A 22,329-nucleotide genomic window follows, 5' to 3' on the forward strand; every position below is an offset into this window, starting at 1 on the left:
TTTTATCTTTAAAATTATCAGTAAAATTGTCAAAATTTACTGATATAGTTTTGTTTCTTATGATTTTACCTACTTATAAAAATAAGAAATTTTAAGTTCATATTTATTATAATTACTTTTCCACCTACTTATACACTTTATCATAATATTCCATAATCATTCTATCTGCTGAATATCTTTCCACCATAGCATTTACACTGGCTACCATCATTTCATTCCATTTATTTTTATCGTTATAATAAGTTTCCAAAACTTTGTTAATTAATACATCATAGAGACTTTTTCCATCATGAATATCCTGTTCACTTTCAGTTCTACCTATAAATCCATTTCCTATCTGCCATCCTGTAACTTCATCCCAACAAGCCTCTGGCCACCATCCATCCAATGTACTTAAATTCAATACTCCATTTACAGCAGCCTTCATACCCGAGGTACCACAAGCTTCCTTAGTAACCCTTGGATTGTTAAGCCATACATCTACTCCCCTTGTGAGTAGTGCTCCTTTTTCCATATTGTAATTATTGACAAAGACTACAGATTGAGGATATTTTTCTTGTATGCTTAAAATATGCTTTATTATCTCTTTTCCTGTAAAATCCAAAGGATGTGCCTTTAAAGATATTATTATCTGTACCTTTTTGCTTTTTAGAAGAGGTGAAATCTTTTCTTCATTGCTGAATATCAAATCCCCTCTTTTATATGGTGCTGCTCTCCTTGCAAAACCTATAATCAGACTATCCTTATCTAGTTCTACTCCTTTTTCTTCATATACATGCTGTATCATCCTAATTTTATTCTTCATATGGAGTTCTAACAGGTTTTCTTTCTTTCTAGCGGCTTCTATAATAGTCTTATCTCCCCAGGTATTTATATTTATTCCATTGGTTATACTTATAATTTCACTTCTATTATGGACATCCTTCCACATTGCATTTGCCGTTCTTCCATGCATAGCTGAAACTGCATTGGATTTTTTAGAAAGTCTGAGTCCTGCTGCAGTCATATTGAAGGGATTTCCTCCTATTTCTGCTATAAAATTTCTATCCAGTCCATCATAGGCGTCCATATACTGCAATATGTCAAGTCCATGGGATTCGTTTCCCTCTATAATAGGAGTATGGGTAGTAAATACAATATTATTCCTGCAGTTTCTCCAGGCCTCATGAGCATCTTCTCCTCTTCCAATTCTCTCTCTTATAAGTTCAAACCCAGCAAAGACAGCGTGTCCTTCGTTGAAATGATATATATCTATATCCTTTTTCAATGCCCTTAAAGCTCTTACTCCTCCTATTCCAAGTACCATTTCCTGAGCTATTCTTTCTTCTTCAAACCATCCATATAATTGGCCTGTTATCCATCTATCCGAATTTTCACGAAGATCTGTATCCAGCAGATAAAGTTCTGAATTGCCAAAGCAATCCACTTTCCACACTTTACAATGTACAACTCTTCCTCTTATCTTCACATTTACCTTTATTCCTGTATCTTGAAGAAAATCATACTCATAATTATAGAAAGAATCCACTATTCTCTGCTTGTCATCTATATGCTGTTCTACATAACCCTGTTTCCATCTTATGCCTATACCAGTTACAGGAAGATTATTTTCTTTAGCCGCTTTAAGGTAATCTCCCGCCAGTATTCCAAGTCCCCCAGCATATATTTTAAAATCAGAGTTTAATCCAAATTCCATACAAAAATAAGCAACTTTGGGGCAATCTCTACTCACTATCTTAACATCTCCTTTTTCTATTTTTATAGAAGACAAATTTAAAACTTTATTATAAATATCCAATTTAATATTAAATATTTTTTACATGTATAAATTGTAATAACTGTTATAATATTATATTTTTACACTATATAATATTTACTTTCTTATTATATGTATGATAAGCTTTATTATACATGAAAACAAAGGGAAATATTTACATAAAATTACTATTTGCACATTATTTATTGAAAAGCATATGAAAGACCACCAATTATTGACAAATTGATGGTTTTCATATTTTGTATTAGTAGTGATCCTTATAATTATAATTAATAATTTCTATGCTGACTTAATCCAGAAGCTATTTTCTCACATTCTCCAAGACAATTGGTAACTTGAGTTAATTGATTACTTATTTGATTTTTAATGTTGGAATTTTCTACTTCTCTTGCAGCCATCTGCAAACCCTGTTGAGCACTTTTTAATGATTCTTTCACCTTATGAATACTATCTCTTGCCTGTGAATTCATTTATTAATTCCTCCCTTGCCATATATTTTTGTTAATATTATTTGCAATATAGTAAATATGATACTAGAATTCTAAGAATTCGTTTATAAATCTAATCATGAGCAATTGAATGTTTTATATGTAACCTATATAATATGCAGTATAGTATCCATTTTAAACCGTAAAAATATGGAATAATGATTATTAAAGGGAGGTAAAAATATTGAAAGAAGAAATCGTTGAAAATTTGAAAAAAATTACAGGAGAAGATTGGGTCATCAATGATTTATCCCAAATGAAAAGTTATCTATATGACGAGACTGAATCTTTAATTCGTATTAAACCCTCAGAGGATTGTATAGTAGTTAAGCCTGGTTCACCAGAGGAAATATCCAAAATATTAAAATATGCCAATGAAACACTAACACCTGTGGTTCCAAGAGGAGGCGGCACCGGTGTATGTGGTGCGGCAGTGCCTATAAAGCCCAGTATAATTCTTTCTCTTGAAAGATTGAATAAAATCATTGAACTGGATGAAAAAAATTTGATGATTACTGTGGAATCAGGAGCTACTTTAGCAGATTTACTTCAATCATTAGGTAAACAGGATAAGTTATTTTTCCCTATACATCCTGGAGATGAAGGTGCACAAATTGGCGGCATGGTTATGGAAAATGCGGGAGGTACAAAAGCTGTAAAGCATGGAATCATGAGAAATCATGTAAAAGCATTGGAAGTAGTCCTCCCTACGGGGGAGATAGTTAATTTTGGTGGAAAACTCTTAAAAAACAATATGGGTTACGACTTGCTTCATATGATGATAGGAAGTGAAGGAACTCTTGGTATAGTTACAAAAGTTACTTTAAGGCTTTATGCAAAAAATAACTATACGGGTACACTTTTAATTTCCTTTGATACAAGGAGGGAAGCTTGTGATGCAGTACCAAAAATACTCCAGGAGGGGATTACCCCTTTAGCTATTGAATATATGGATAGATTTATCTCAGAAAAAGCTGCAGAACACCTTGGAACTATCTGGCCTGCCACTGAAGGCTCTGTAGACTTGATGTTCATGCTGGATGGAGCTACAGAGGACGAATTATACTCAACCAGTGAAAAAATTGTAGAAATATGCGAAAAACATAATGCAGTGGATAGTATTATAGCAGAAACCGCAAAAGAGCAAAAAAATCTTTTGGACATACGCAGCAACGCCTACACTCCTTTTAAGGAACATGTAGCAGACGGTCTTGATATGGCAGTTCCTCCGTCCTCAGTACCTGACTTTTTTGATGATATAACAACCCTTGCTGAAAAATACAATACTATAATTCCCGCTGTGGGCCACATAGCAGATGGAAATATTCACAATTTTATTATGAGTGAAAATGGCAAATTACCTTCTTATTATGAAGAATTCAAACAGGAAATGTATAAAATTGCATTAAAATACGGTGGTACAATAACTGCGGAACATGGTACCGGAAAATCACGAAAAAAATATATGCCTCTTCAGTTTACCCAAAGGGAAATTGACATTATGAGTGGGATTAAAATGGCTTTCGACCCAAATAAAATTCTTAATCCTGGTACTGTGGTAGACTAAAAATATTATAATTCAAGTTAAAAGTTAAGAGTCATGGGACAAATCACCCATAACTCTCACTTTTTAACTTATTAACTATTCATTTTGTAAAGAATAGTTAAATTGACTATTATAAAGCTTTGAATACGCTCCTTCCTTTTTAAGAAGTTCATGGTGATTTCCCTGCTCCACAATGTCTCCATTATCCATTACCAGAATCAAATCAGCATCACGAATTGTAGACAATCTATGTGCAATAATAAAGCTGGTTCGATTTTTCATAAGATTGTTCATGGCTTTCTTTATTCTTACTTCTGTACGTGTATCTACAGAGCTGGTTGCTTCATCTAAAATAAGAACTTTAGGATCTGAAAGTATTGCCCTTGCGATAGTTAAAAGTTGTTTTTGTCCCTGAGATATATTTGAAGCTTCTTCATTAAGAATCATATCATATCCACCTGGAAGAGTACGTACGAAGCCATCCACATATGCTGCCTTTGCTGCGGCTTTTACTTCTTCATCCAAAGCATTAAGTTTTCCATATCTTATATTTTCCATTATACTTCCATTATAAAGCCAGGTATCTTGAAGAACCATGCCAAACATAGATCTAAGATCCCCCCTAGTATAATTTCTTATATCATATCCATCCACCAGAATAACACCCTTATTTACATCATAAAAGCGCATCAAAAGTTTTACTATGGTAGTTTTTCCAGCCCCTGTAGGTCCTACAATTGCCACTCTCTGTCCTGGGTTTATTTTAGCAGAAAAATCATTAATTACGATTTTATCGGAATTATATGCAAATTGAACATTTTTAAACTCAACGCTGCCTACAGCATTTTCAATTTTCACAGGATTTTGAACTTCTGGAACTTCTTCTTCCTCTTCCAAAAATTCAAATACACGCTCTGCTGAAGCAGCTGTCTGTTGAAGTATATTAGATATATTGGCAATTTGAGTAATAGGCTGGGTAAATGATCTTACGTACTGTATAAAAGCCTGAATATCACCTACCTCAATGGTCTTCTTTATTGCAAGCCATCCCCCTAAAACACACACACCTACATACCCCAGGTTACTTACAAAATTCATTACAGGCATCACTATACTAGTTAAAAATTGAGATTTCCAGGCAGATTTATAAAGAGTATTGTTAAGCTTATCAAATTTTTCAATACTGTCTTTTTCTCCATTAAAAGCTTTCATAACTATATGTCCGCCATACATTTCCTCCACATGACCATTTACATGTCCCAGGTAATCCTGCTGCTCTTTAAAGTATTTCTGAGAATACTTTATTATAAACATCATAATTATCATAGACAGTGGAATTATACAAAGGGCTACTACAGTCATGAGAACACTTATACTAAGCATCATAATAAATATACCAATTACAGTGGTAACAGATGTGATAATCTGTGTAAGACTCTGGTTAAGTGTTTGGCTTAAGGTATCTACGTCATTGGTGACACGAGATAATACTTCTCCCTGATTTGTACCATCAAAATATTTAAGGGGCAATCTGTTTATTTTTTGAGAAATTTCCTTTCTCATTTTATAACTTACCTTCATAGAAACTCCAGACATTATCCATCCCTGCATATAAGCAAATAGTGAACTTATTAAATATAATGCCCCAAGTATAACTATTATTTTCCCTATATAATTAAAATCCACTCCTGTTCCACTACCTGAAAGTTTATTCATAATCCCTTCAAATAACTTTGTTGTAGCATTGCCCAGCATCTTAGGACCTATTATAGAAAAAGATGCACTAACTGCTGCAAATATAACCACAACAATCACAGAAGCTTTATATTCATTCATATACCTTATGAGATTTTTCATTGTATCTTTAAAATTATTTGCTTTCTCCCCTCCCTGGATCATTCCTCCAGGCCCCCTTGAGGTTTTTCTTATTTTTCTCTTCTCACTCATGCCAACTCCTCCTTTGAAAACTGTGACAATGCAATTTCCTTATATACATCACAATTCTCCATAAGTTCTTTATGAGTACCTGTCCCTACTATATTGCCATTGTCAAGAACTATTATTTCATCTGCATCTATAATTGTGGAAATACGCTGTGCCACAATAAGGAATGTACAGCCTGCAGTTTCTTTTTTTAGTGATCTCCTAAGTGCAGCATCTGTTTTAAAATCAAGAGCTGAGAAACTGTCATCAAATAAATAAATTTCAGGTTTTTTAAGTAGTGCACGGGCAATAGATAATCTCTGTTTCTGCCCTCCAGATACATTTGCTCCTCCCTGGGAGATTTCAGTTTTAAATCCTTCTTGTTTAGTGCTTATAAATTCCATGGCTTGAGCAATCTCTGCGGAATTTTTAATATCCTTTTCCGCTGCATTCTTGTCTGCATATTTAATATTGGATTCAATTGTACCACTAAATAAATAACTCTTTTGAGGTACATATCCAATTTTGTCACGAAGCTCTTGCTGTGATACATCTTTTACATTTACACCATTTACAAAAATTTCTCCCTTTGTTACGTCATAAAAACGCATAATCAGGTTTATAAGAGTAGTTTTACCTGAACCCGTAGAACCTATAAATGCAGTAGTTTTGCCCGGCAGTGTCTTGAAACTAATACTTTTAAGTATGTCCTCTTCGGCTCCCGGATATCTAAAAGACACATTCTTAAATTCCACCACACCTTTTATGCTATCATCAAAATGTTTAGGTGTTTTGGGATCTGAAATTAAAATTTCCTTTCTAAAGACCTCATCAATACGTTGTGCTGAAACAGAGGCTCTAGGTATGAGAATAAACATTACTGCAAGCATTAAAAAAGCCATGATTATCTGCATTGCATATTGCATAAAGGCCATCATATCTCCTACCTGCATACTTGCATTTGCCACTTCATGAGAACCTATCCATACAATGATCAACGTTACCCCGTTCATAATAAGCATCATGACGGGCATCATACAGGCCATTACACGATTTACAAATAGATTTGTATTGGTAACATCCTTATTTGCCCTGTCAAAGCGTTCTTCTTCAAAATTTTGAGTATTAAAAGCTCTTATTACCATCATCCCCGAAAGACTTTCACGGGTTACAAGATTAAGTCTGTCAATAAGTTTTTGTATAATCTTAAATTTAGGAAAAGCTACTGCAAATATTATAAAAATCAACCCTAAAAGTACTATAACTGCCACTGCAATAATCCATGACATAGAACTACTTTTTTGGATAGCTCTTATTACACCTCCAATTCCCATAATAGGTGCATAAAATACCATTCTTATCATAATTACCATAAGCATTTGTATCTGTGTTATATCATTAGTACTTCTTGTTATAAGGGAAGCTGTTGAAAAATCATCAAACTCTTTATTTGAGAATCTTTCAACCTTTTCAAATATTTTCTTACGAAGATTCCTTGCAAGTCCTGCTGCTGTTTTAGACGCTAGAAATCCTACTATTATAGTGCATATACCACCTAATAATGATATAAGAAGCATAATCATCCCCGTGTTTATAATATACCTATTCTGCATCTTATCCGTATCCATCCCCAGAGCCTTATACTCAGCCTTAACTTTTGAAACAGCAGATTGAGTTATCATGCTGTCATCTAAATTTGAGATTTTATTATCTATGCCTTTAATTATTTCTTCACGCTGATTATATGGCATGGAGGAAATTACTGCAAACAGATCTGTATTCACAGGTACTTTAAATCCATTAAATGATATTATTCCATTTTCACTATTGGATTTAATCTTTTCAATACTGGAAACTCTAAGTATTGCCCTGCCCATTATATTATTCAGTTTTTCTCTTTCACTCTTTTTTATATCTTTAATTACAAAAATAGGTTCATTTTTAAGATTAGGATACTCCTTTAAATACTCTTCATAATCTTTACTGGACTTATCAATAAATTTATAGCTGTTAAGAACCTCCTCTTTATCTTCTTCATTCATGAGTAATTGTGTTTTATTCATTTCACTTTGTCTTATTGCCTGGGGAACTGCATCTAAAATACCCCCTTGTTGTATACCCTTATTTACAATATTAGAAGTGTAATCTGGAAGAGCCAAATCACACATAGCCTGCACAAACAAAAGTACTACGGCCATAATAATCATTGCAACAAATGGTTTTAAGTATTTTATTAATTTTATCATTATTAGATTTACTCTCCTCATTCAATAATATAGGTTTAAGATTATTTCTTTTTATTTATCAATTTTTCTAACAAATCCAATCCCTCAAGTATTTTATCAATTTCATTAGATGGAACTCCATCTATAATATCTTCAAATTTCTTCTCAATTTCACAAAAATTATTGTGAAAGCTTCTTTTAAATTTTTCAGTTACACTTATATATACTACCCTCCTATCTGTCTTGCTTCTAATTCTTTTAACCAATTCCTGTTTTTCTAGTCTATCTACAATTCCTGACACAGTACTATTAGACAATCCTATCTTTTTACTTAAATCACTTATTTTCATCTGTCCATGTCTATGTAATATGCCAACAAGCATACCCTGTGTTCCTGTAAGATTAAAGGGATTAAACTTATTTGCCATACTTTTTTTAAAAGAAAATAGAATTACTTTCATTTTGGTCACTATTAAAATACCTTTATTCTCTTCTGCCATGGATTCACCTACTTTAAATTTAAAAATATTTTCTATCCGAATATTTTCTATCCGAATATTTTATTTATGAATTATTTTACTACTTATATTTTTTAAAGTCAACACTTTTAAAATACATATAGTTATTGAAGATGTGTCATATTAAATATAAAATAATTATATACTAATCAATTAATAATGAAAGCAGGAAATTTATATGTTACTTAACTTGTTTAGAGGAATACTTATAGGTTTAATAACAGGAATGCCTACAGGTCCTATTGGTGCCATATGTCTTAAAAATACTATAGCCTTTGGAAATACTTATGGTTTGGTATCAGGATTAGGTTCAGCACTGGCAGATAGTATCTATGCAGCACTGGCTTCCTTAAGTTTCATAATGGTGGAAAAATTTATTCTCCTGCACGGATTATATTTTCGTATTATAGGTGGGATTATATTAATTTGTTTTGGTATCTATACCTTTATAAAAGAAAAATCAGCTAATAATATAAATAAACCAGCTAAAACGGAATCATTAAATAATAGTTCTTTATTTAAAGCTTTCATATCAACTTTTCTAATGGCATTTGCAAATCCGCTTACAATTTTTTCTTTTATAGCTGTATTTACGGGATTGCATTTAATACATATAGGAAGAAACATGTCTAGTAGAATACTTTTGATAGTGGGAGTATTTATAGGAAGTATGCTTTGGTGGTTTATATTAATTTTTATGGCTGATAAATTCAGTAATAAGCTAAATTCCAAAAATACAAAATTTATAAATAAAATTTTAAATTCTATAATAATATTTTCTGGAATTATAATATTTTTAGGGTCTTTTAATACATTTAATGTAAGAAAGCCTCCACTTTTACATTCAAAGTTATTTCAGGTAATTCTGAACGTAAAATACAAACTGACTCCCCACAGATATAGATAAAAATTACTATGTTATGTAGGCTATTAATTTTGTATAATAAAAACAGGTTTCCCAAATAGTTGTCCTATGGGGAAACCTGCAGAAAAGAGTCACTATAAAATTATTTCTTTAAACACTCTTCATTATCTTCAAAAATTATATAAGGTACTGTAACTATTGCTATATTTCTTCTTCTAAGCAGCATGGTTTTAATAAATAATGCAGTTTGATTATGTAGTATATTTCCCCACCATCTAGTAACCACAAATTGAGGAAGTACTACCGTTACCGTATCTTTAGAACCTGCTGCATATTCTTCAGATTCTATAAATTTAACTAAAGGTCCCACTACACTTCTATAAGCAGATTTCTTTACCACTATAGGTATACCTATATCGTATTCATGCCATTTTGATAAAAGTCTGGCTGTAGCCTCATCATCTATTGAAACATGGAAAACTATTATATTATTGGATATTGTTCTAGCATAGTTTAAAGCCTTTAAAAACGACCTATTTAAAGTGTCTATGGGAACAATAACATATCTTTTTTGCTTCGTAAAATCTATTTCCTTGGGTCTTTCATTTACCGCAAGCTTTAACTGCTGGGCTACTTTTTTGTAATGCCTATTTATTTCTACCATAATATAAACAACTGCAGGTATTAATATAAAAACAATCCAAGCTCCCTGCAAAAACTTGGTTATACCCAATATAACAGCTGTAGCAAAAGTAACTATTGCCCCTATACCATTTATGACCGCTTTATGTCTCCAGCCTGTATTTTTTAATTTCACCCATCTTTTAAACATTCCTGCCTGAGATAAAGTAAAGGATATAAATACTCCCACTGCATACAAAGGCATCAGACTATGGGTTTCACCATTAAATATAATAACAAGTATAGAAGATATTATACACAATATCACAATTCCATTAGAATATCCAAGTCTCTTTCCTCTTTTGGCAAATTGTCTAGGCGCAAATCCATCTTTTGCTATAAAAGCCAATAATAATGGTAAACCTGTAAAGGCAGTATTACTGGCCATTATAAGTATGATAGTAGTAGTTATCTGAACCAGATAAAACATAATATTGTGGCCAAATATCTGAGAAGCAAGTTGGGCAATTACTGTCACTTCAGTATTAGGGACTGTATGATAAAGCGTAGACAGATACGATACCCCTCCAAATATTATAAGTACAACAAGTGCCAAAAGCTCCAGAACTATACGGGCATTTTTTTGTGAAGGCTCTTTAAAACTGGGTATACCATTACTTACAGCTTCTATACCAGTAAGTGCCGTACATCCTGAGGAGAAGGCCCTTATAAATAATAATAGGGTTATATTGGATACAACTTCTGGTATTTTGTATACTGGTTTAGGTACATAGCCAAATACCTTCACTTTAAATATTCCAACTATAATCATGCACAAAATAACAGCCATAAATATGTAAGTTGGAGTACCAAATACTTTAGATGATTCCCTTATACCTCTGAGGTTTCCTATGGTTATAATAAATATAAAAAATAGAGTTATAGTGACCCTATGAGGTGATAAGAAGGGTATTGCAGAAATTATAGCAGCAGTACCTGCCGATGTGCTTACCGCTACAGTTAGTATGTATCCAATGGTTAAAGATGCCCCTGCCACAAGTCCAGAAACCGTTCCTAGATTATCTTTTGCAACAATATAAGAACCTCCTCCTTGGGGATAGGCATCTATAGTTTGTCTATAAGACAATGTAACCATGATCATCAAAAATACAACACATAGTGCTGAATAGAACATATATTTATAGGACATTATACCTAAAACCGGTATAAGTACCCATAGTATTTCCTCCCCCGCATAGGCTACAGAGGATATTGCATCACTGGATAATACAGGTAGTCCCCAAAGCACATTAAACTTTTCAGATTTAAGTTCTGTAGTTTTGAGACTCCTACCTATTAATAATCTTCCTAATTTAGACAACATTTTTACACCTCTAAAAGCAAATTTTCTTTTAACTTTAGTATGAGACGATTATATATTATTATTCAATTTTATAATAGCTTTATTTACCATATTTAAAGCTCATTTTCAATGAAATTATCCAGTTTAACTCAATAAAATAACTTATTTAATTGTTTTTCACACTTATTCTTCAATTTAATACTATTCACAATTAAATAATTTTTAAAAAACAGCCGCCTTAAATCCCTTACCTCTAACTTCACTTACATCCATAATTGACATTACAGATTTAGGGTCTATATCTAAAATAAGCCTTTTTGTCTGTTCAATTTGTGCTGGATTCATTATAGAATATATAATTTTTTTCTTATTTCCAGTGTAAGCTCCCTCTCCATAAAGATAGGTAACTCCTCTTCCAATTTTTTTGCATATAATCTTTTCTATTTCCTCACTATTTTCAGTTATTACAAATAGTACTTTTTCTCTGTAAAATCCACAGATCACTTTTTCTACTACTACAGAGCACATATACATGGATATTAAAGTATAGAGTGCCCTTGGTAAACCTCCTATAAAAATTCCCATAAAAACTATTATTACATTTATGAAAAAGGTTACTTTACCTATGGTAATTCCATATTTTTTCTTCATCCATACTGCTATTATATCCGTACCTCCAAAAGAAGCTTTTGATTTAAACAATATTCCAGCTCCAATTCCTGTAAGTACCCCACTGCACAAAGTTGACAATAACGGATCCTGAAGATAATAAAATTTGTCAATACTCTTTGTAATTATAAGTGACAATGCCATAAATACCATTCCCATAAAACTAAAAATTCCAAATTCTCTATCTATAGTTTTAAAACCCAGTATAAATATTGGTATATTTATTAATACTATAAAGTATCCTGATGGTATGCCTGAAAAATACTGAAAAATAATTGCAATGCCTGCCACTCCTCCACTTAAAAATTTATGTGGGATAATAAACATATTAACTCCAACAGAATATATAAAACTTCCAAGTACCATAAATATCATTCTAAGCAAATTTTTCTTCATAATTATTTTCCTCCATGAGAACCCTTTATTTCCAATTTCACTTAAGTACTTAAAATTTTACTTTAAACAAATTCTATTATATTCTTATAAATATGGTCAATGAACAAAATCATTTATTAACCTATCATATACTCCATGACAGATTACACTATGAATTAAATTCATCCATTATGCCTATAGCTTTCCATAGCTTATGAATTCTCTTATGTCTTATTACTGAATATTTTGATTATTATATATATTATGCTAATTCAAATTTGGATTTAAATTTATTCATGCTTAAATCACATACGAGCAAGCAAATGGTAATAGCTCGAATATCTATTATCATTTGCTTACTTGATATTTAATTATAAACTATCTTAATTTAGAATTTTCATAATATAGTGTTTATTATATACTATTTAAAATTATTTTTTGATCAGTACGTTTAGGGAAAATTATCCAATCAAGTGATTCAAATGTAATTAAACTTATATTAGAACAACTCTATTTCTACCCCTAACTTTTGCCTCATAAAGTGCTGAATCTGCCCTTTCAATGCATTCTATAAAACTTATACTATGATTAAAGTTAACTAGTCCAAAACTTATGGTCATATGAAATATTTCACCATTATATTCAAAAGTTTCATTCTGAATTATAGATCTGATATTTTCAATTACAGATAATGCATACTTTAAATCTGTTTCAGGAAGAAAAATTACAAATTCTTCTCCTCCATACCTGGAAATTACATCCTCTTTACGTAAGTTGTTTTTAAATATACATGCTATTTTTTTTAGAACTTCATCTCCGCATCCATGTCCATATGTATCATTAATATTTTTAAAAAAATCCACATCTCCAATAGCCAATGAAAATGACGTAGGCCTTGTACTAACTTTTTTTATTTCACATTCAAATTTTTGCCTTAAATCTCTTCTATTGGATAATTTAGTAAGAGGATCAATTCTAGACATATTGTCTAAATACATATTTAATCTAGTCAATTTAAGATTTGCTTTATTTAGCTTATACTTTTCTTGTTCCAATAATTTATTCTTATTCTCAATTTCTCTAGTCCTATATTTTACTGCCTTTTCTAATTTAAAATTTATACTTTTTAATTCTCTTAAATAAAGTTTATTTTCATAATGTTCTTTCATAAAGAGCTCTACAATATTTTTTATATATTTTAAAGTGTTACAATCAGTATTTTTCGAAATATATAAATAATAATTTGAATAATTAAGTTTAATTTTTATATATTTACAACTATTAACATTTTCTTGCAAAATAAATAAATCATCTAAATTACATAATTTTTTTAAATTAACAATTAATTCATCTGTTCTATTCATAGATTCACCGCCAATCGAGTAAAACTATCCTTATTGTATGTTTCTATAGGACGACAACTATTTTACTAATATTTTCAAATTATATTTTAATTACATAAATCAAAAACTATATTTTAAGAAAATTAATACTTTATAATAAAAGATTATATCCCATAAACAACCCTTTTTCTACTTTATAATACTTTTTTTTATGTTTATTTCATATTTTTGATATAAAAATAAATGTATCAGAAAATAATTCTATATTATAATCTAATACATTAATGTAATAATATAACTGCTAGTATTATTAACTATTGTATTTCTATTTTTTATAAAGAAGTATCAATTGCTTTAATAGCATCGATCAATTGTTCTGGTTTGCTTATAACAAGTTTATTATTATTTTCGAACTTATTTTTATCATATCCCCAGCCATATTCCACTAAAATTACATTTTTTATCCCTGCTTTTTTAGCTGAATCATAATCGGATAATCTATCACCAATTGCTATAACTTCATCCCTTCCAGCATTATATTCATTAATTACAGTTTCAAATTCTTCCGACTTATCCAGCTCCTGATGTCCGTACTTATGTCCTATGACATCTGAGAAATATTTATCTATATTATAACTTGAAAGCTTTTGCATTACTTCTTCCTTGTAATTTGAAGATACTAATACCAATTTGTAACGACTGTATGCCCATGATAAAACATCTTTTATACCTTGAAAAATACCTGGTTTTTTAGTAACAATCTCCTTTCTAAATATCTCTACTGCTTTTTTCTGTTTATCAGAATCCATACCAAGATTATTGTAACACTCATGAAAATCATAGCCGTATATATTTCTAAATTCCTCAATTGTAGATGGTATTTTCACATCTAACTCACTGCCTATAACTTTATATATGTCATAAATGTTAGGAAAAGAATCCACTAACACACCATCGTAATCAAAAATTATCAATTTAATCATTTTTAATTCCCCCTCTAAATATAATGTCTAAATACTTATTAACATTATAAATTATTTACCACAACAATTAAACTTTTCTATATAAAATTAAAAATCCCCTTATGTTCTTTAAAAATAGTAAACGTTTAAAAATCATCATATGAATATTCGAAATATTCTCAAATATACATATGTAAAATTAAAATTATACAAATTTAATCTATTAAATCTAAATTAACACATATAGTTTATCCTATAGAATCTACACTATAATTAATATTAATAGTTTATGAATATTTATAAGAAAAGTTCATTAATTCTGACTTTTAGAAGAAGGAAATATGTTTTTTTTAATTTTTAGTATAATTTTAATTGACATACACATACTATAGAGATATAATAGAAAAAAGTAAAAGGACGGTGAATACATTGAATAAGATAAACGATAAAAAATCAGTTCTAATAACTTCGGAGGTTATTGAAGAGTGCCTTTGCGAATCCTTTGATATTACAGAAAAAAATACTCTATCACGTAAAAAAAATAAGACTCATCTAAAATAGTGCCTTTGTTATACGCTATTCTATTTTTGAAAAAAAATAGAATAGATGTATGAAAGGGTTTTTTTATTGTTATCATTTCTTATTTTTTAAAATCATTTCTTCTTAGAAAGCTATTTATACATTATACATAAAATTTATTAAAAATTTCTCCAATTACATTAACTTTACAAAATATTTACATTTATCTTCCTTTTCATATCCTGTTGATCTTCTGAATTTTAACCTTCTATTAGATGATAAGCTAATTATTGTATTATAAAGAATAAGTTATAAATATAGTAAAAACTAAATGCACTCCTTTTACAAAGTGCATTTAGTCAACTGAAAATAATTCTATATTTCTTTATAAAGGTTACTTTCCTTATCAACACGAAGTTCTGCAAGTAAAGGAATTATTCTTTTAAAATGTTCAGTATTGTTATGTTTTTCAATAGCTTTTTTATCTTCCCATTCTTCTATAAATGTAAGTATGGAATCATCATTTATATCTTCAAACAAGCCATAAGAAATGCAGCCTGCTTCCTGTCTACTTTTTTCAATTAATTCTTCTGCCAATTTAATAAATTTTTCTTTATGACCTTCTTTTAACATATTTTTTGCCACTATTTTTATCATTATTATCAATCCTCTCTTAGAAATTAGAATTACATACATTTACTTAAATATGCTACACCATTATAACAAAGAAGTAAATGAAAAAAACCTTATCATGAATTCTATCATATATGAATAAAAACTTCATACTAATGATAAACTATATCTATTAAATAATCTATTCTTTCAACAAAAATTCTAAGGATATATGGAGTCAATTATGAATCTAAATATTTTTAAACTATTTCCTGAAATGATAAAAAATCAAAACAAATACCCTTTTCCCCATACAAATGTGGCCTTTAAGGCATTAGTTGATGCTGCAATACCTAAAACTCCTAAGCTAGCAGAAAATCATGGGCCTATTCAATTATTTGGAGCATTGGACTGTAATATCCATGGATATGAAATATGGATATTAAATCACTTTGTTTCTTTACATATACCTCCATTAGATGTGAATATTCACCTGGCTAACTCAACTGCAAAAATGCTGGATATAGCTGCCAGACAATTGATTGATTCCAAAGAAAATAAAAAATCTATAGATTCTAAATTATTCAGGGAAAAATACACATTTGCATCCCTAGCACCAGAAGATCGCTTTCGTGTCATAAGTCTTTTAGAGGAATTAAAAATTAACCCTGCACATTTGCCACTGCCTTTTTATAATGATCCCGGTCTCATAGTTTCTCTGACCGCTGGAATAGTTATGTTTATTACAATAGGTTACTACACCGAATGGTCAGCCTACGGTTCAACAAGTATGGAAACACCTAATAAGCGAAAATTGGAGCAATTTCCTATAGGATGGGAGCAGGTAGGATATCCCGGCCCTTCTAAAGGATATCATGCTTTCAGAGGATACTTATGAGTAAAATTCTACCTGGATCTAAAATCACTTAATTATATAAGTTCGTAAAATAGGAGGTGTATTTTATGGAAAAAGATGCTGATGTAATAGTTATCGGCGCTGGAGGTGGAGGCCCTGTGGTTGCCAAAGAACTTGGTGAAAAGGGCATAAAAGTTTTACTGCTTGAAGCAGGAACATGGTATGGAAACAAAAAATGGCCCAATCCACTCCAAGAACAGGGAGCCAAAAGTTCTAATACTACTGAAGACTTAAGTGATGAAATTTTACATAGATGTTTTACAGATTATGAAGGAGATACAAACGATAATGTAATTGGTAGATTTCGCTGGGGACCCGCAGATAGGCGAAAACCTGCCTGGTTTAGAAGGCTTCCTCAAGGAGGCTTCGCCTGGCAAAGTTCCAGCATAGGCGGCACTACACTGCTTTATTTTGGAAACTCTCCTAGAGCCTTTCCTTCATCCGTAAACAATACATGGCCAATTTCATATAGGGAGCTAATTCCATACTATGAAGAAGTTGAATCCACACTTCCTGTTTCTCAGGCTCCAATGACAGATAAGGAAGAATTATTTTTTTATGGTGTTAAGAACGCTGGATGGCCAATTTTAAAAACTCTTGATATAACAAATCCAGGATATAGAACTCAGCCTAATGCAATCTTATCCCCTGATCCTGATATAAATAATTTAGATTTTAAATTTGAATATAGTACAGAAGGTTGTACTCTTTGCGGCCATTGTATGAATGGATGCAGCATAGGCCCTTCAGTAGAAAGAGTGGCAAAGCGTTCTACACTAGTCAGTTATATTCCTTTAGCCCTAAAAACCAATAATGTAGAAATCAGACCTAATACATTTGTTATAAAAATTTTGACAAAAAAGGATAGTACGGGAAGCTTAAAATCTGTAGGCATTAAATATAAAGATACATGGTCAGGAGAAATCGGAGAACTGAAAGCAAAAGTTATAGTAATGTCTGCAGGTCCTATAGAATCTCCCAGATTATGGTTAAATTCAAAGCTTCCGGATAATCCCTGGGTGGGAAAAGGATTGACAAATCATTGGTTTGACTGTATATCTGGAATATTTGAGGAAAAAGTTTTAATGAATATATTGGGTACCCCCGATGTACGGCCCTACGTGGGCCAAAATTCGGCAGCCAGATTTGATTATCCAGGCCTTGGATCACTCCAGGGACTAGGTGTAAGTCCTGGAATATACTCTACACTATCTTATTCCCTAAGCAGATATGGCTACAATTTTTTACATAAGCCTGCCCCTGAAGAACCCTGGAATATTAGAGGGAGAGTCGTAGGACAGGAACTTAAAGAAATCATGATGTCATATCCACAGACTTTAAGTATTTTATTATTTACTGACGATACTCCAAATAGTAGGAATACTGTTACACTGGATAATCTTATAAAGGATGAAAATGGTTTTGTACCTATAATTAAATATATACCTTCCAAAAATGATATGCAAAAAAGAAATAAACTTGCATCAATTGCAGCAGATATACTAAAAAAAGCAGGCGCTAGTAAAATTATACGTACAGACTGTACCTCTGGCCTATTAGTTCATATGCAAAGTACCATGCGTATGGGGCATGTTACTGATACAAATTGCGAAGCAAAACAGGTAAAAAGACTATTCATTGCAGACAACAGTGTACTGTATAACAGCTTAGGAGGAGCTAATCCAACTCTTACAACACAGGCTCTGGCAGCACGGACGGCAGAAAAAATAGTTCATAAGTATTTTAATTAGTTGCAAATTTTTGCTATATCCCTAAATAATTGATTCTATATTCAGGGGAAGTTTTTTTCCACCTGAATACTAGAATTAATTGATTATCCTAATATCAAATCTCCTATTAATACTCCTGTAATTTCACTTTCTCTATTTTTAACTGGAACTGAAAGAGCTATACAATAATTATTGGTATCTACAGATATATAAGGCTCAGACTGATATTCCTTTCCCTTTATTGACTCTTTAAAATAGGGTCTGTGAGAAAAACTAGTATATACCTCTTCTTCACTATAATCCAATGTTATAGCTTTTCTAAGTCCATCCCTCTGTACTAGCCCAAATAATTCAAAATAAGGGTATTTATTTATATTTTTTGTTAATATTTCAGTACAAATATTATATTCCATGGTACTCAATCCTTCAATTTGTGCTACCTGCCTGAGTACCTCTAATCCTGTTTCTATGTTTCTACGTACTTCCTCATTTACATTATAATCTTTGGCAAAAGAGGATATTCCCTCCTTTAAACTCTTATTCATATCTGATAAATTCGATATAGAATCAAAGGCATTTTTCATAGCAGATAACTGTTCTTGGGACGCTGATGCCACTTGCTGGGTAGCTGCAGAGGTATTTTCGGATATTTCACATACCTTTCTCATAAGATCTCTTATATCAATTACTTTTTTATTTTGTATATTTATAACTTTATTTATATCTTCTATGGAATCTATAGATTTTTTACTTTCTATATATATATTATCTAAATTTTCTTTTGTAGCATTGGAAAATGTTATGGTTTCACTAAATATTTTAGCTTCATTATCCATGTTAGCAGATATGTCCGTTATTTCTGATTTAATCTCATCTATTATATACTGAATTTCTTTGGCTTGATTTGAGGATATAGCAGCCAGTTTTCTTATTTCATTTGCCACTACTGCAAAACCTGAACCACTTTCTTTTGCCTTTGCAGCTTCTATAGAAGCATTTAAGGAAAGCAAATTAGTATTTTTACTTATATCATTTACTGCATCTGCTATATTTTGAATTTTAAAAGCTTTTTCATATAAATTTTTTACTTTCGATACTAGTTTTATATTTAGCTCTGAAGACTGATTCATCTTTTCAATCAATTCTTCATAAGTTTCACTACTGTGTTTTACTACTTCCATCATAGAATGAGCATTATTTGCAACCGACTCTCCATTTTGTGATACAGATTTATGTCCTTCCACAAATTCTTTAATAAGTGTCTCCGTTTTAATTGCATCATTCATCTGTTCTGTCATATCCTGGGATATATTATTTATAGCAGAACTGGTTTCTTCACCTGATCTCTCTACCAATATTGCATTTGAACTTAAATCTTCGCAGTAATTTACAACTTTATCAGTCATTATATTGGTTTCATTTATAAATCCCCGTATACTTAAAATCAATATATTTATACTTGAACACAAAGCACTAAAAATACTTTTATCATGTGTTTTTATTTTTTTTGTTAAATCTCCTCGGGATATTTCTTCTGTAGACTTATTAATATCTTCCAAAGATTTAAGAGTCAAATTTAATATTATAACAACAGCTGTGACTAAAATTATAATTAATAAAACCCATACAATATTATTTAATATAATACCCTTTCCTCCAATAATACTGGAGACAATAAAAACTAATAGTGTTAAAAATACCGAACTTACTCCAAATATAAGATCTATCTTTCTACCCTTCATATTTAAAACCTCCTAAAAACAAAATTGAAATACAAAAACCTCTTCTTAATAATTAAGAAGAGGCCAAAAAACCACAGCATCCTCTCATCTTTAAGGAAATATCCTTCAGGATTTAGCACATTTCTAGAATATCTAGCTGTTGCCGGGCTTCACAGGGCCAGTCCCTCCACCTCTCGTGATAAGAGCGTATATAATGTGTATTCATTTTTTATTACAATAAATTATATACATTATGACTATAATTTGTCAACAACTTTATAGGATTTAAAATTGATTTTTAATACTATATTTTTATCAATAACCAAGTGTTTTTATAATATCTTTAACTTTTACATCCGAATTAAATTCTGGATTATCTATATAAAGCATTATAACTGGATAATCAGCCCTTTCATACTTAAATATATTATCACTATCTTCACTGAAAACAGTTGGATTTCTCTTTTTATATACTTCTTTAGGAGCATCTATGAATATTTCTACATAATTTTCCGCTCCAATTATATTTTTTGCATATTCTCTATCCTCTTTAAATCTGCTTACAGATGTAACTATGGTTATGGTGCCACTATCTGCAAATAAATTAGCTACTTCTGCAATTCGTCTAGTCTGTTCATGGGCATCTTCTGAGTTAAATGTAAGATCAGAGCTGAGCCCAAACCTTAGATGTGAAGAATCAAGATAGTATACTTTTTTCCCTAAATCCACAAGTTTCTTCTCAAGTTTAACTGCTATTTCATTTTTTCCACATCCAGGAAGTCCTGTAATCCAGATAACTCTTCCTTTCTGGCCTAGTTTTAACTCTCTATCTTTTCTTGATACAAGTCTTTTTCTTATAGATATATTTTTACTTTTTACCTCTTTTATTTCCCTTTTCAATGAATCTTCTATATTTGAAATAATTCCTCCACCACTTATATCGTAGTCATCTACTATAACAAATCTTCCTGTAGATTGAAATTGACTGAACTCATCAAAACATATAGGTTCTTCAGTTTTTATAGTAACTTCTGCTACATCATTTTTCTTTAGAAAATTTAAATTTTCACTGCTGTTTAATGTAGCTGCATCAATTATTTTATTTACAGATATTATATTAAATTTTACCTCCTGAGTTTCAATTTTAAGTTTATAGGTCTTATCCTTTACCAATTTATTATTTCCAAGCCAGAATACATTGGCATTGAATACATTTCCTACGGTAATTGGAGAACCTCTGTGACATATAACTTCTCCTCTTTTATTGTAGAATTCATCTTCTAGAGTAATACCTACAGACATGCCTGCAGCTGCCACATCTGACTTATCTTTTTCCTGCCATGCCTCAATAGACTTTACTCTTGTACTTTTCCCTGAAGGATAAATTATAATTTCATCCCCTTTTTTCAAAGTACCAGACTGAATTCTGCCTGCTATAATTCTTCTATTGTCAAATTTATATACATCCTGAATGGGAAATCTTAGATCTTTTTCTTCAATTCCCTTATCTTTTTCTATATTATCCATACTCTCTAAAACAGTTTGGCCATTATACCAGGACATTTTATCCGATTTTTTCGCTATATTCTCACCCTTTGAAGCAGAAATAGGTATATACTTTTCTGGATAGATATTTATATTATTTAAAAATTCATTGAATTCCCCTTGAACCTCATTAAATCTCTTTTCCGAATAATCCACAAGATCCATTTTATTTATAGCTACAAATACCTTTTTAATGCCGATAAGTGAAAGTATATACCCATGTCTTTTTGACTGCTCCATAACACCTTCTTTGGCATCTACAACTAAAATAGCTGCCTCTGCACTGGCAGCTCCTGATATCATATTCTTTAAGAATTCTTTATGTCCCGGTGCATCTATAATTACATAATCCCTTTTTTGTGTAAAAAACTGAAGCATAGTTATATCTATGGTTATACCCTGCTTTTGTTCTTCTTCAAAGGCATCTAGCAAATATGCATACTCGAATTTTTTCCCATTATCTTCAGATATTTTCTTTACTTTTTCAATTTCGCCTTCAGGCAGTGAATTAGTATCATAGAGTAATCTGCCTATTAAAGTTGATTTACCATGATCTACATGTCCAACCACTACTATATTTAAATTTTCTCTGTCTCTTGCCATTTAAATAC

General features: G+C 31.0%; 16 protein-coding genes and 1 riboswitch. Of the genes, 4 read left to right on the forward strand and 12 right to left on the reverse strand.

Annotation, left to right across the window (positions count from 1 at the left end; genetic code table 11):
* Window positions 1-124 precede the first annotated feature (124 nt).
* Window positions 125-1,732 (reverse strand): alpha-glucan family phosphorylase, encoded by a 1,608-nt coding sequence (gene glgP, locus CKL_RS08745; RefSeq protein ID WP_012102175.1) that lies wholly within the window; start codon window positions 1,730-1,732, stop codon window positions 125-127.
* Window positions 1,733-2,046: 314 nt separating this feature from the next.
* Window positions 2,047-2,247 carry a hypothetical protein gene (locus tag CKL_RS08750; RefSeq protein ID WP_012102176.1) on the reverse strand — a complete coding sequence of 67 codons (201 nt, stop codon included), beginning with the start codon at window positions 2,245-2,247 and terminating at the stop codon, window positions 2,047-2,049.
* A gap of 202 nt (window positions 2,248-2,449) precedes the next feature.
* On the opposite strand from CKL_RS08750, the gene CKL_RS08755 reads away from it, so the two are divergent.
* Window positions 2,450-3,832, forward strand: coding sequence for an FAD-binding oxidoreductase (locus tag CKL_RS08755; RefSeq protein WP_012102177.1), 1,383 nt, complete (start codon window positions 2,450-2,452; stop codon window positions 3,830-3,832).
* A 75-nt stretch (window positions 3,833-3,907) separates the two neighbouring features.
* On the opposite strand, the gene CKL_RS08760 is transcribed toward CKL_RS08755, so the two are convergent.
* Genes CKL_RS08760 through CKL_RS08770 form a run of 3 tightly spaced genes read right to left on the reverse strand, consistent with a single transcriptional unit; the run spans window position 3,908 to window position 8,459 of the window.
* Window positions 3,908-5,758 carry an ABC transporter ATP-binding protein gene (locus CKL_RS08760; protein ID WP_012102178.1) on the reverse strand — a complete coding sequence of 617 codons (1,851 nt, stop codon included), beginning with the start codon at window positions 5,756-5,758 and terminating at the stop codon, window positions 3,908-3,910.
* On the reverse strand, window positions 5,755-7,980 hold the full coding sequence (locus tag CKL_RS08765) for an ABC transporter ATP-binding protein (RefSeq protein ID WP_012102179.1): 2,226 nt from the start codon (window positions 7,978-7,980) through the stop codon (window positions 5,755-5,757). Before CKL_RS08765 ends, CKL_RS08760 begins: the two co-directional genes overlap by 4 nt.
* A gap of 41 nt (window positions 7,981-8,021) precedes the next feature.
* On the reverse strand, window positions 8,022-8,459 hold the full coding sequence (locus CKL_RS08770; protein WP_012102180.1) for a MarR family winged helix-turn-helix transcriptional regulator: 438 nt from the start codon (window positions 8,457-8,459) through the stop codon (window positions 8,022-8,024).
* A 196-nt stretch (window positions 8,460-8,655) separates the two neighbouring features.
* Here CKL_RS08770 and CKL_RS08775 point away from each other — a divergent pair, with 196 nt between their 5' ends.
* The gene (locus CKL_RS08775) at window positions 8,656-9,384 is read left to right on the forward strand and encodes a LysE family translocator (RefSeq protein ID WP_012102181.1); all 729 of its coding nucleotides are present in this window, start codon (window positions 8,656-8,658) and stop codon (window positions 9,382-9,384) included.
* A 100-nt stretch (window positions 9,385-9,484) separates the two neighbouring features.
* Here the strand turns inward: CKL_RS08775 and CKL_RS08780 are convergent, their stop codons facing one another.
* The 5 genes from CKL_RS08780 to CKL_RS08800 form a co-directional block, all read right to left on the reverse strand.
* Window positions 9,485-11,347 (reverse strand): APC family permease, encoded by a 1,863-nt coding sequence (locus tag CKL_RS08780; RefSeq protein WP_012102182.1) that lies wholly within the window; start codon window positions 11,345-11,347, stop codon window positions 9,485-9,487.
* A 201-nt stretch (window positions 11,348-11,548) separates the two neighbouring features.
* The gene (locus tag CKL_RS08785) at window positions 11,549-12,391 is read right to left on the reverse strand and encodes a YitT family protein (protein WP_012102183.1); all 843 of its coding nucleotides are present in this window, start codon (window positions 12,389-12,391) and stop codon (window positions 11,549-11,551) included.
* 473 nt (window positions 12,392-12,864) lie between these two features.
* Complete coding sequence (locus tag CKL_RS08790) at window positions 12,865-13,734, reverse strand: GGDEF domain-containing protein (RefSeq protein WP_012102184.1); 870 nt, start codon at window positions 13,732-13,734, stop codon at window positions 12,865-12,867.
* Between the two features lie 311 nt (window positions 13,735-14,045).
* Window positions 14,046-14,696: an HAD family hydrolase gene (locus CKL_RS08795; RefSeq protein ID WP_012102185.1), complete on the reverse strand. Its 651-nt coding sequence runs from the start codon at window positions 14,694-14,696 to the stop codon at window positions 14,046-14,048.
* Between the two features lie 873 nt (window positions 14,697-15,569).
* Entirely contained in the window at window positions 15,570-15,851 is a 282-nt protein-coding gene (locus CKL_RS08800) for a putative quinol monooxygenase (protein WP_012102186.1), read from the reverse strand.
* A 199-nt stretch (window positions 15,852-16,050) separates the two neighbouring features.
* On the opposite strand from CKL_RS08800, the gene CKL_RS08805 reads away from it, so the two are divergent.
* A complete protein-coding gene (locus tag CKL_RS08805; protein ID WP_012102187.1) occupies window positions 16,051-16,704 on the forward strand; it encodes a hypothetical protein in 654 nt (217 codons plus the stop codon).
* A gap of 65 nt (window positions 16,705-16,769) precedes the next feature.
* Window positions 16,770-18,473: a GMC oxidoreductase gene (locus CKL_RS08810; RefSeq protein ID WP_012102188.1), complete on the forward strand. Its 1,704-nt coding sequence runs from the start codon at window positions 16,770-16,772 to the stop codon at window positions 18,471-18,473.
* 83 nt (window positions 18,474-18,556) lie between these two features.
* On the opposite strand, the gene CKL_RS08815 is transcribed toward CKL_RS08810, so the two are convergent.
* Complete coding sequence (locus CKL_RS08815; RefSeq protein WP_012102189.1) at window positions 18,557-20,194, reverse strand: methyl-accepting chemotaxis protein; 1,638 nt, start codon at window positions 20,192-20,194, stop codon at window positions 18,557-18,559.
* A gap of 81 nt (window positions 20,195-20,275) precedes the next feature.
* Window positions 20,276-20,379, reverse strand: a riboswitch (SAM riboswitch).
* Between the two features lie 109 nt (window positions 20,380-20,488).
* Window positions 20,489-22,321 (reverse strand): GTP-binding protein, encoded by a 1,833-nt coding sequence (locus tag CKL_RS08820; protein ID WP_012102190.1) that lies wholly within the window; start codon window positions 22,319-22,321, stop codon window positions 20,489-20,491.
* Window positions 22,322-22,329: the final 8 nt, after the last annotated feature.

Origin of the sequence: Clostridium kluyveri DSM 555, assembly GCF_000016505.1 — a bacterium.
Taxonomy (GTDB): Bacteria; Bacillota; Clostridia; order Clostridiales; family Clostridiaceae; genus Clostridium_B; species Clostridium_B kluyveri.

Bases quoted from the DNA above. Each gene is read 5' to 3' on its own strand.
- CKL_RS08750 (WP_012102176.1), bottom strand. From the start codon at position 2,247: ATGAATTCACAGGCAAGAGATAGTATTCATAAGGTGAAAGAATCATTA.
- CKL_RS08760 (WP_012102178.1), bottom strand. From the start codon at position 5,758: ATGAGTGAGAAGAGAAAAATAAGAAAAACCTCAAGGGGGCCTGGAGGA.
- CKL_RS08765 (WP_012102179.1), bottom strand. From the start codon at position 7,980: ATGATAAAATTAATAAAATACTTAAAACCATTTGTTGCAATGATTATT.
- CKL_RS08770 (WP_012102180.1), bottom strand. From the start codon at position 8,459: ATGGCAGAAGAGAATAAAGGTATTTTAATAGTGACCAAAATGAAAGTA.
- CKL_RS08775 (WP_012102181.1), top strand. From the start codon at position 8,656: ATGTTACTTAACTTGTTTAGAGGAATACTTATAGGTTTAATAACAGGA.
- CKL_RS08780 (WP_012102182.1), bottom strand. From the start codon at position 11,347: ATGTTGTCTAAATTAGGAAGATTATTAATAGGTAGGAGTCTCAAAACT.
- CKL_RS08785 (WP_012102183.1), bottom strand. From the start codon at position 12,391: ATGAAGAAAAATTTGCTTAGAATGATATTTATGGTACTTGGAAGTTTT.
- CKL_RS08790 (WP_012102184.1), bottom strand. From the start codon at position 13,734: ATGAATAGAACAGATGAATTAATTGTTAATTTAAAAAAATTATGTAAT.
- CKL_RS08795 (WP_012102185.1), bottom strand. From the start codon at position 14,696: ATGATTAAATTGATAATTTTTGATTACGATGGTGTGTTAGTGGATTCT.
- CKL_RS08800 (WP_012102186.1), bottom strand. From the start codon at position 15,851: ATGATAAAAATAGTGGCAAAAAATATGTTAAAAGAAGGTCATAAAGAA.
- CKL_RS08805 (WP_012102187.1), top strand. From the start codon at position 16,051: ATGAATCTAAATATTTTTAAACTATTTCCTGAAATGATAAAAAATCAA.
- CKL_RS08810 (WP_012102188.1), top strand. From the start codon at position 16,770: ATGGAAAAAGATGCTGATGTAATAGTTATCGGCGCTGGAGGTGGAGGC.
- CKL_RS08815 (WP_012102189.1), bottom strand. From the start codon at position 20,194: ATGAAGGGTAGAAAGATAGATCTTATATTTGGAGTAAGTTCGGTATTT.
- CKL_RS08820 (WP_012102190.1), bottom strand. From the start codon at position 22,321: ATGGCAAGAGACAGAGAAAATTTAAATATAGTAGTGGTTGGACATGTA.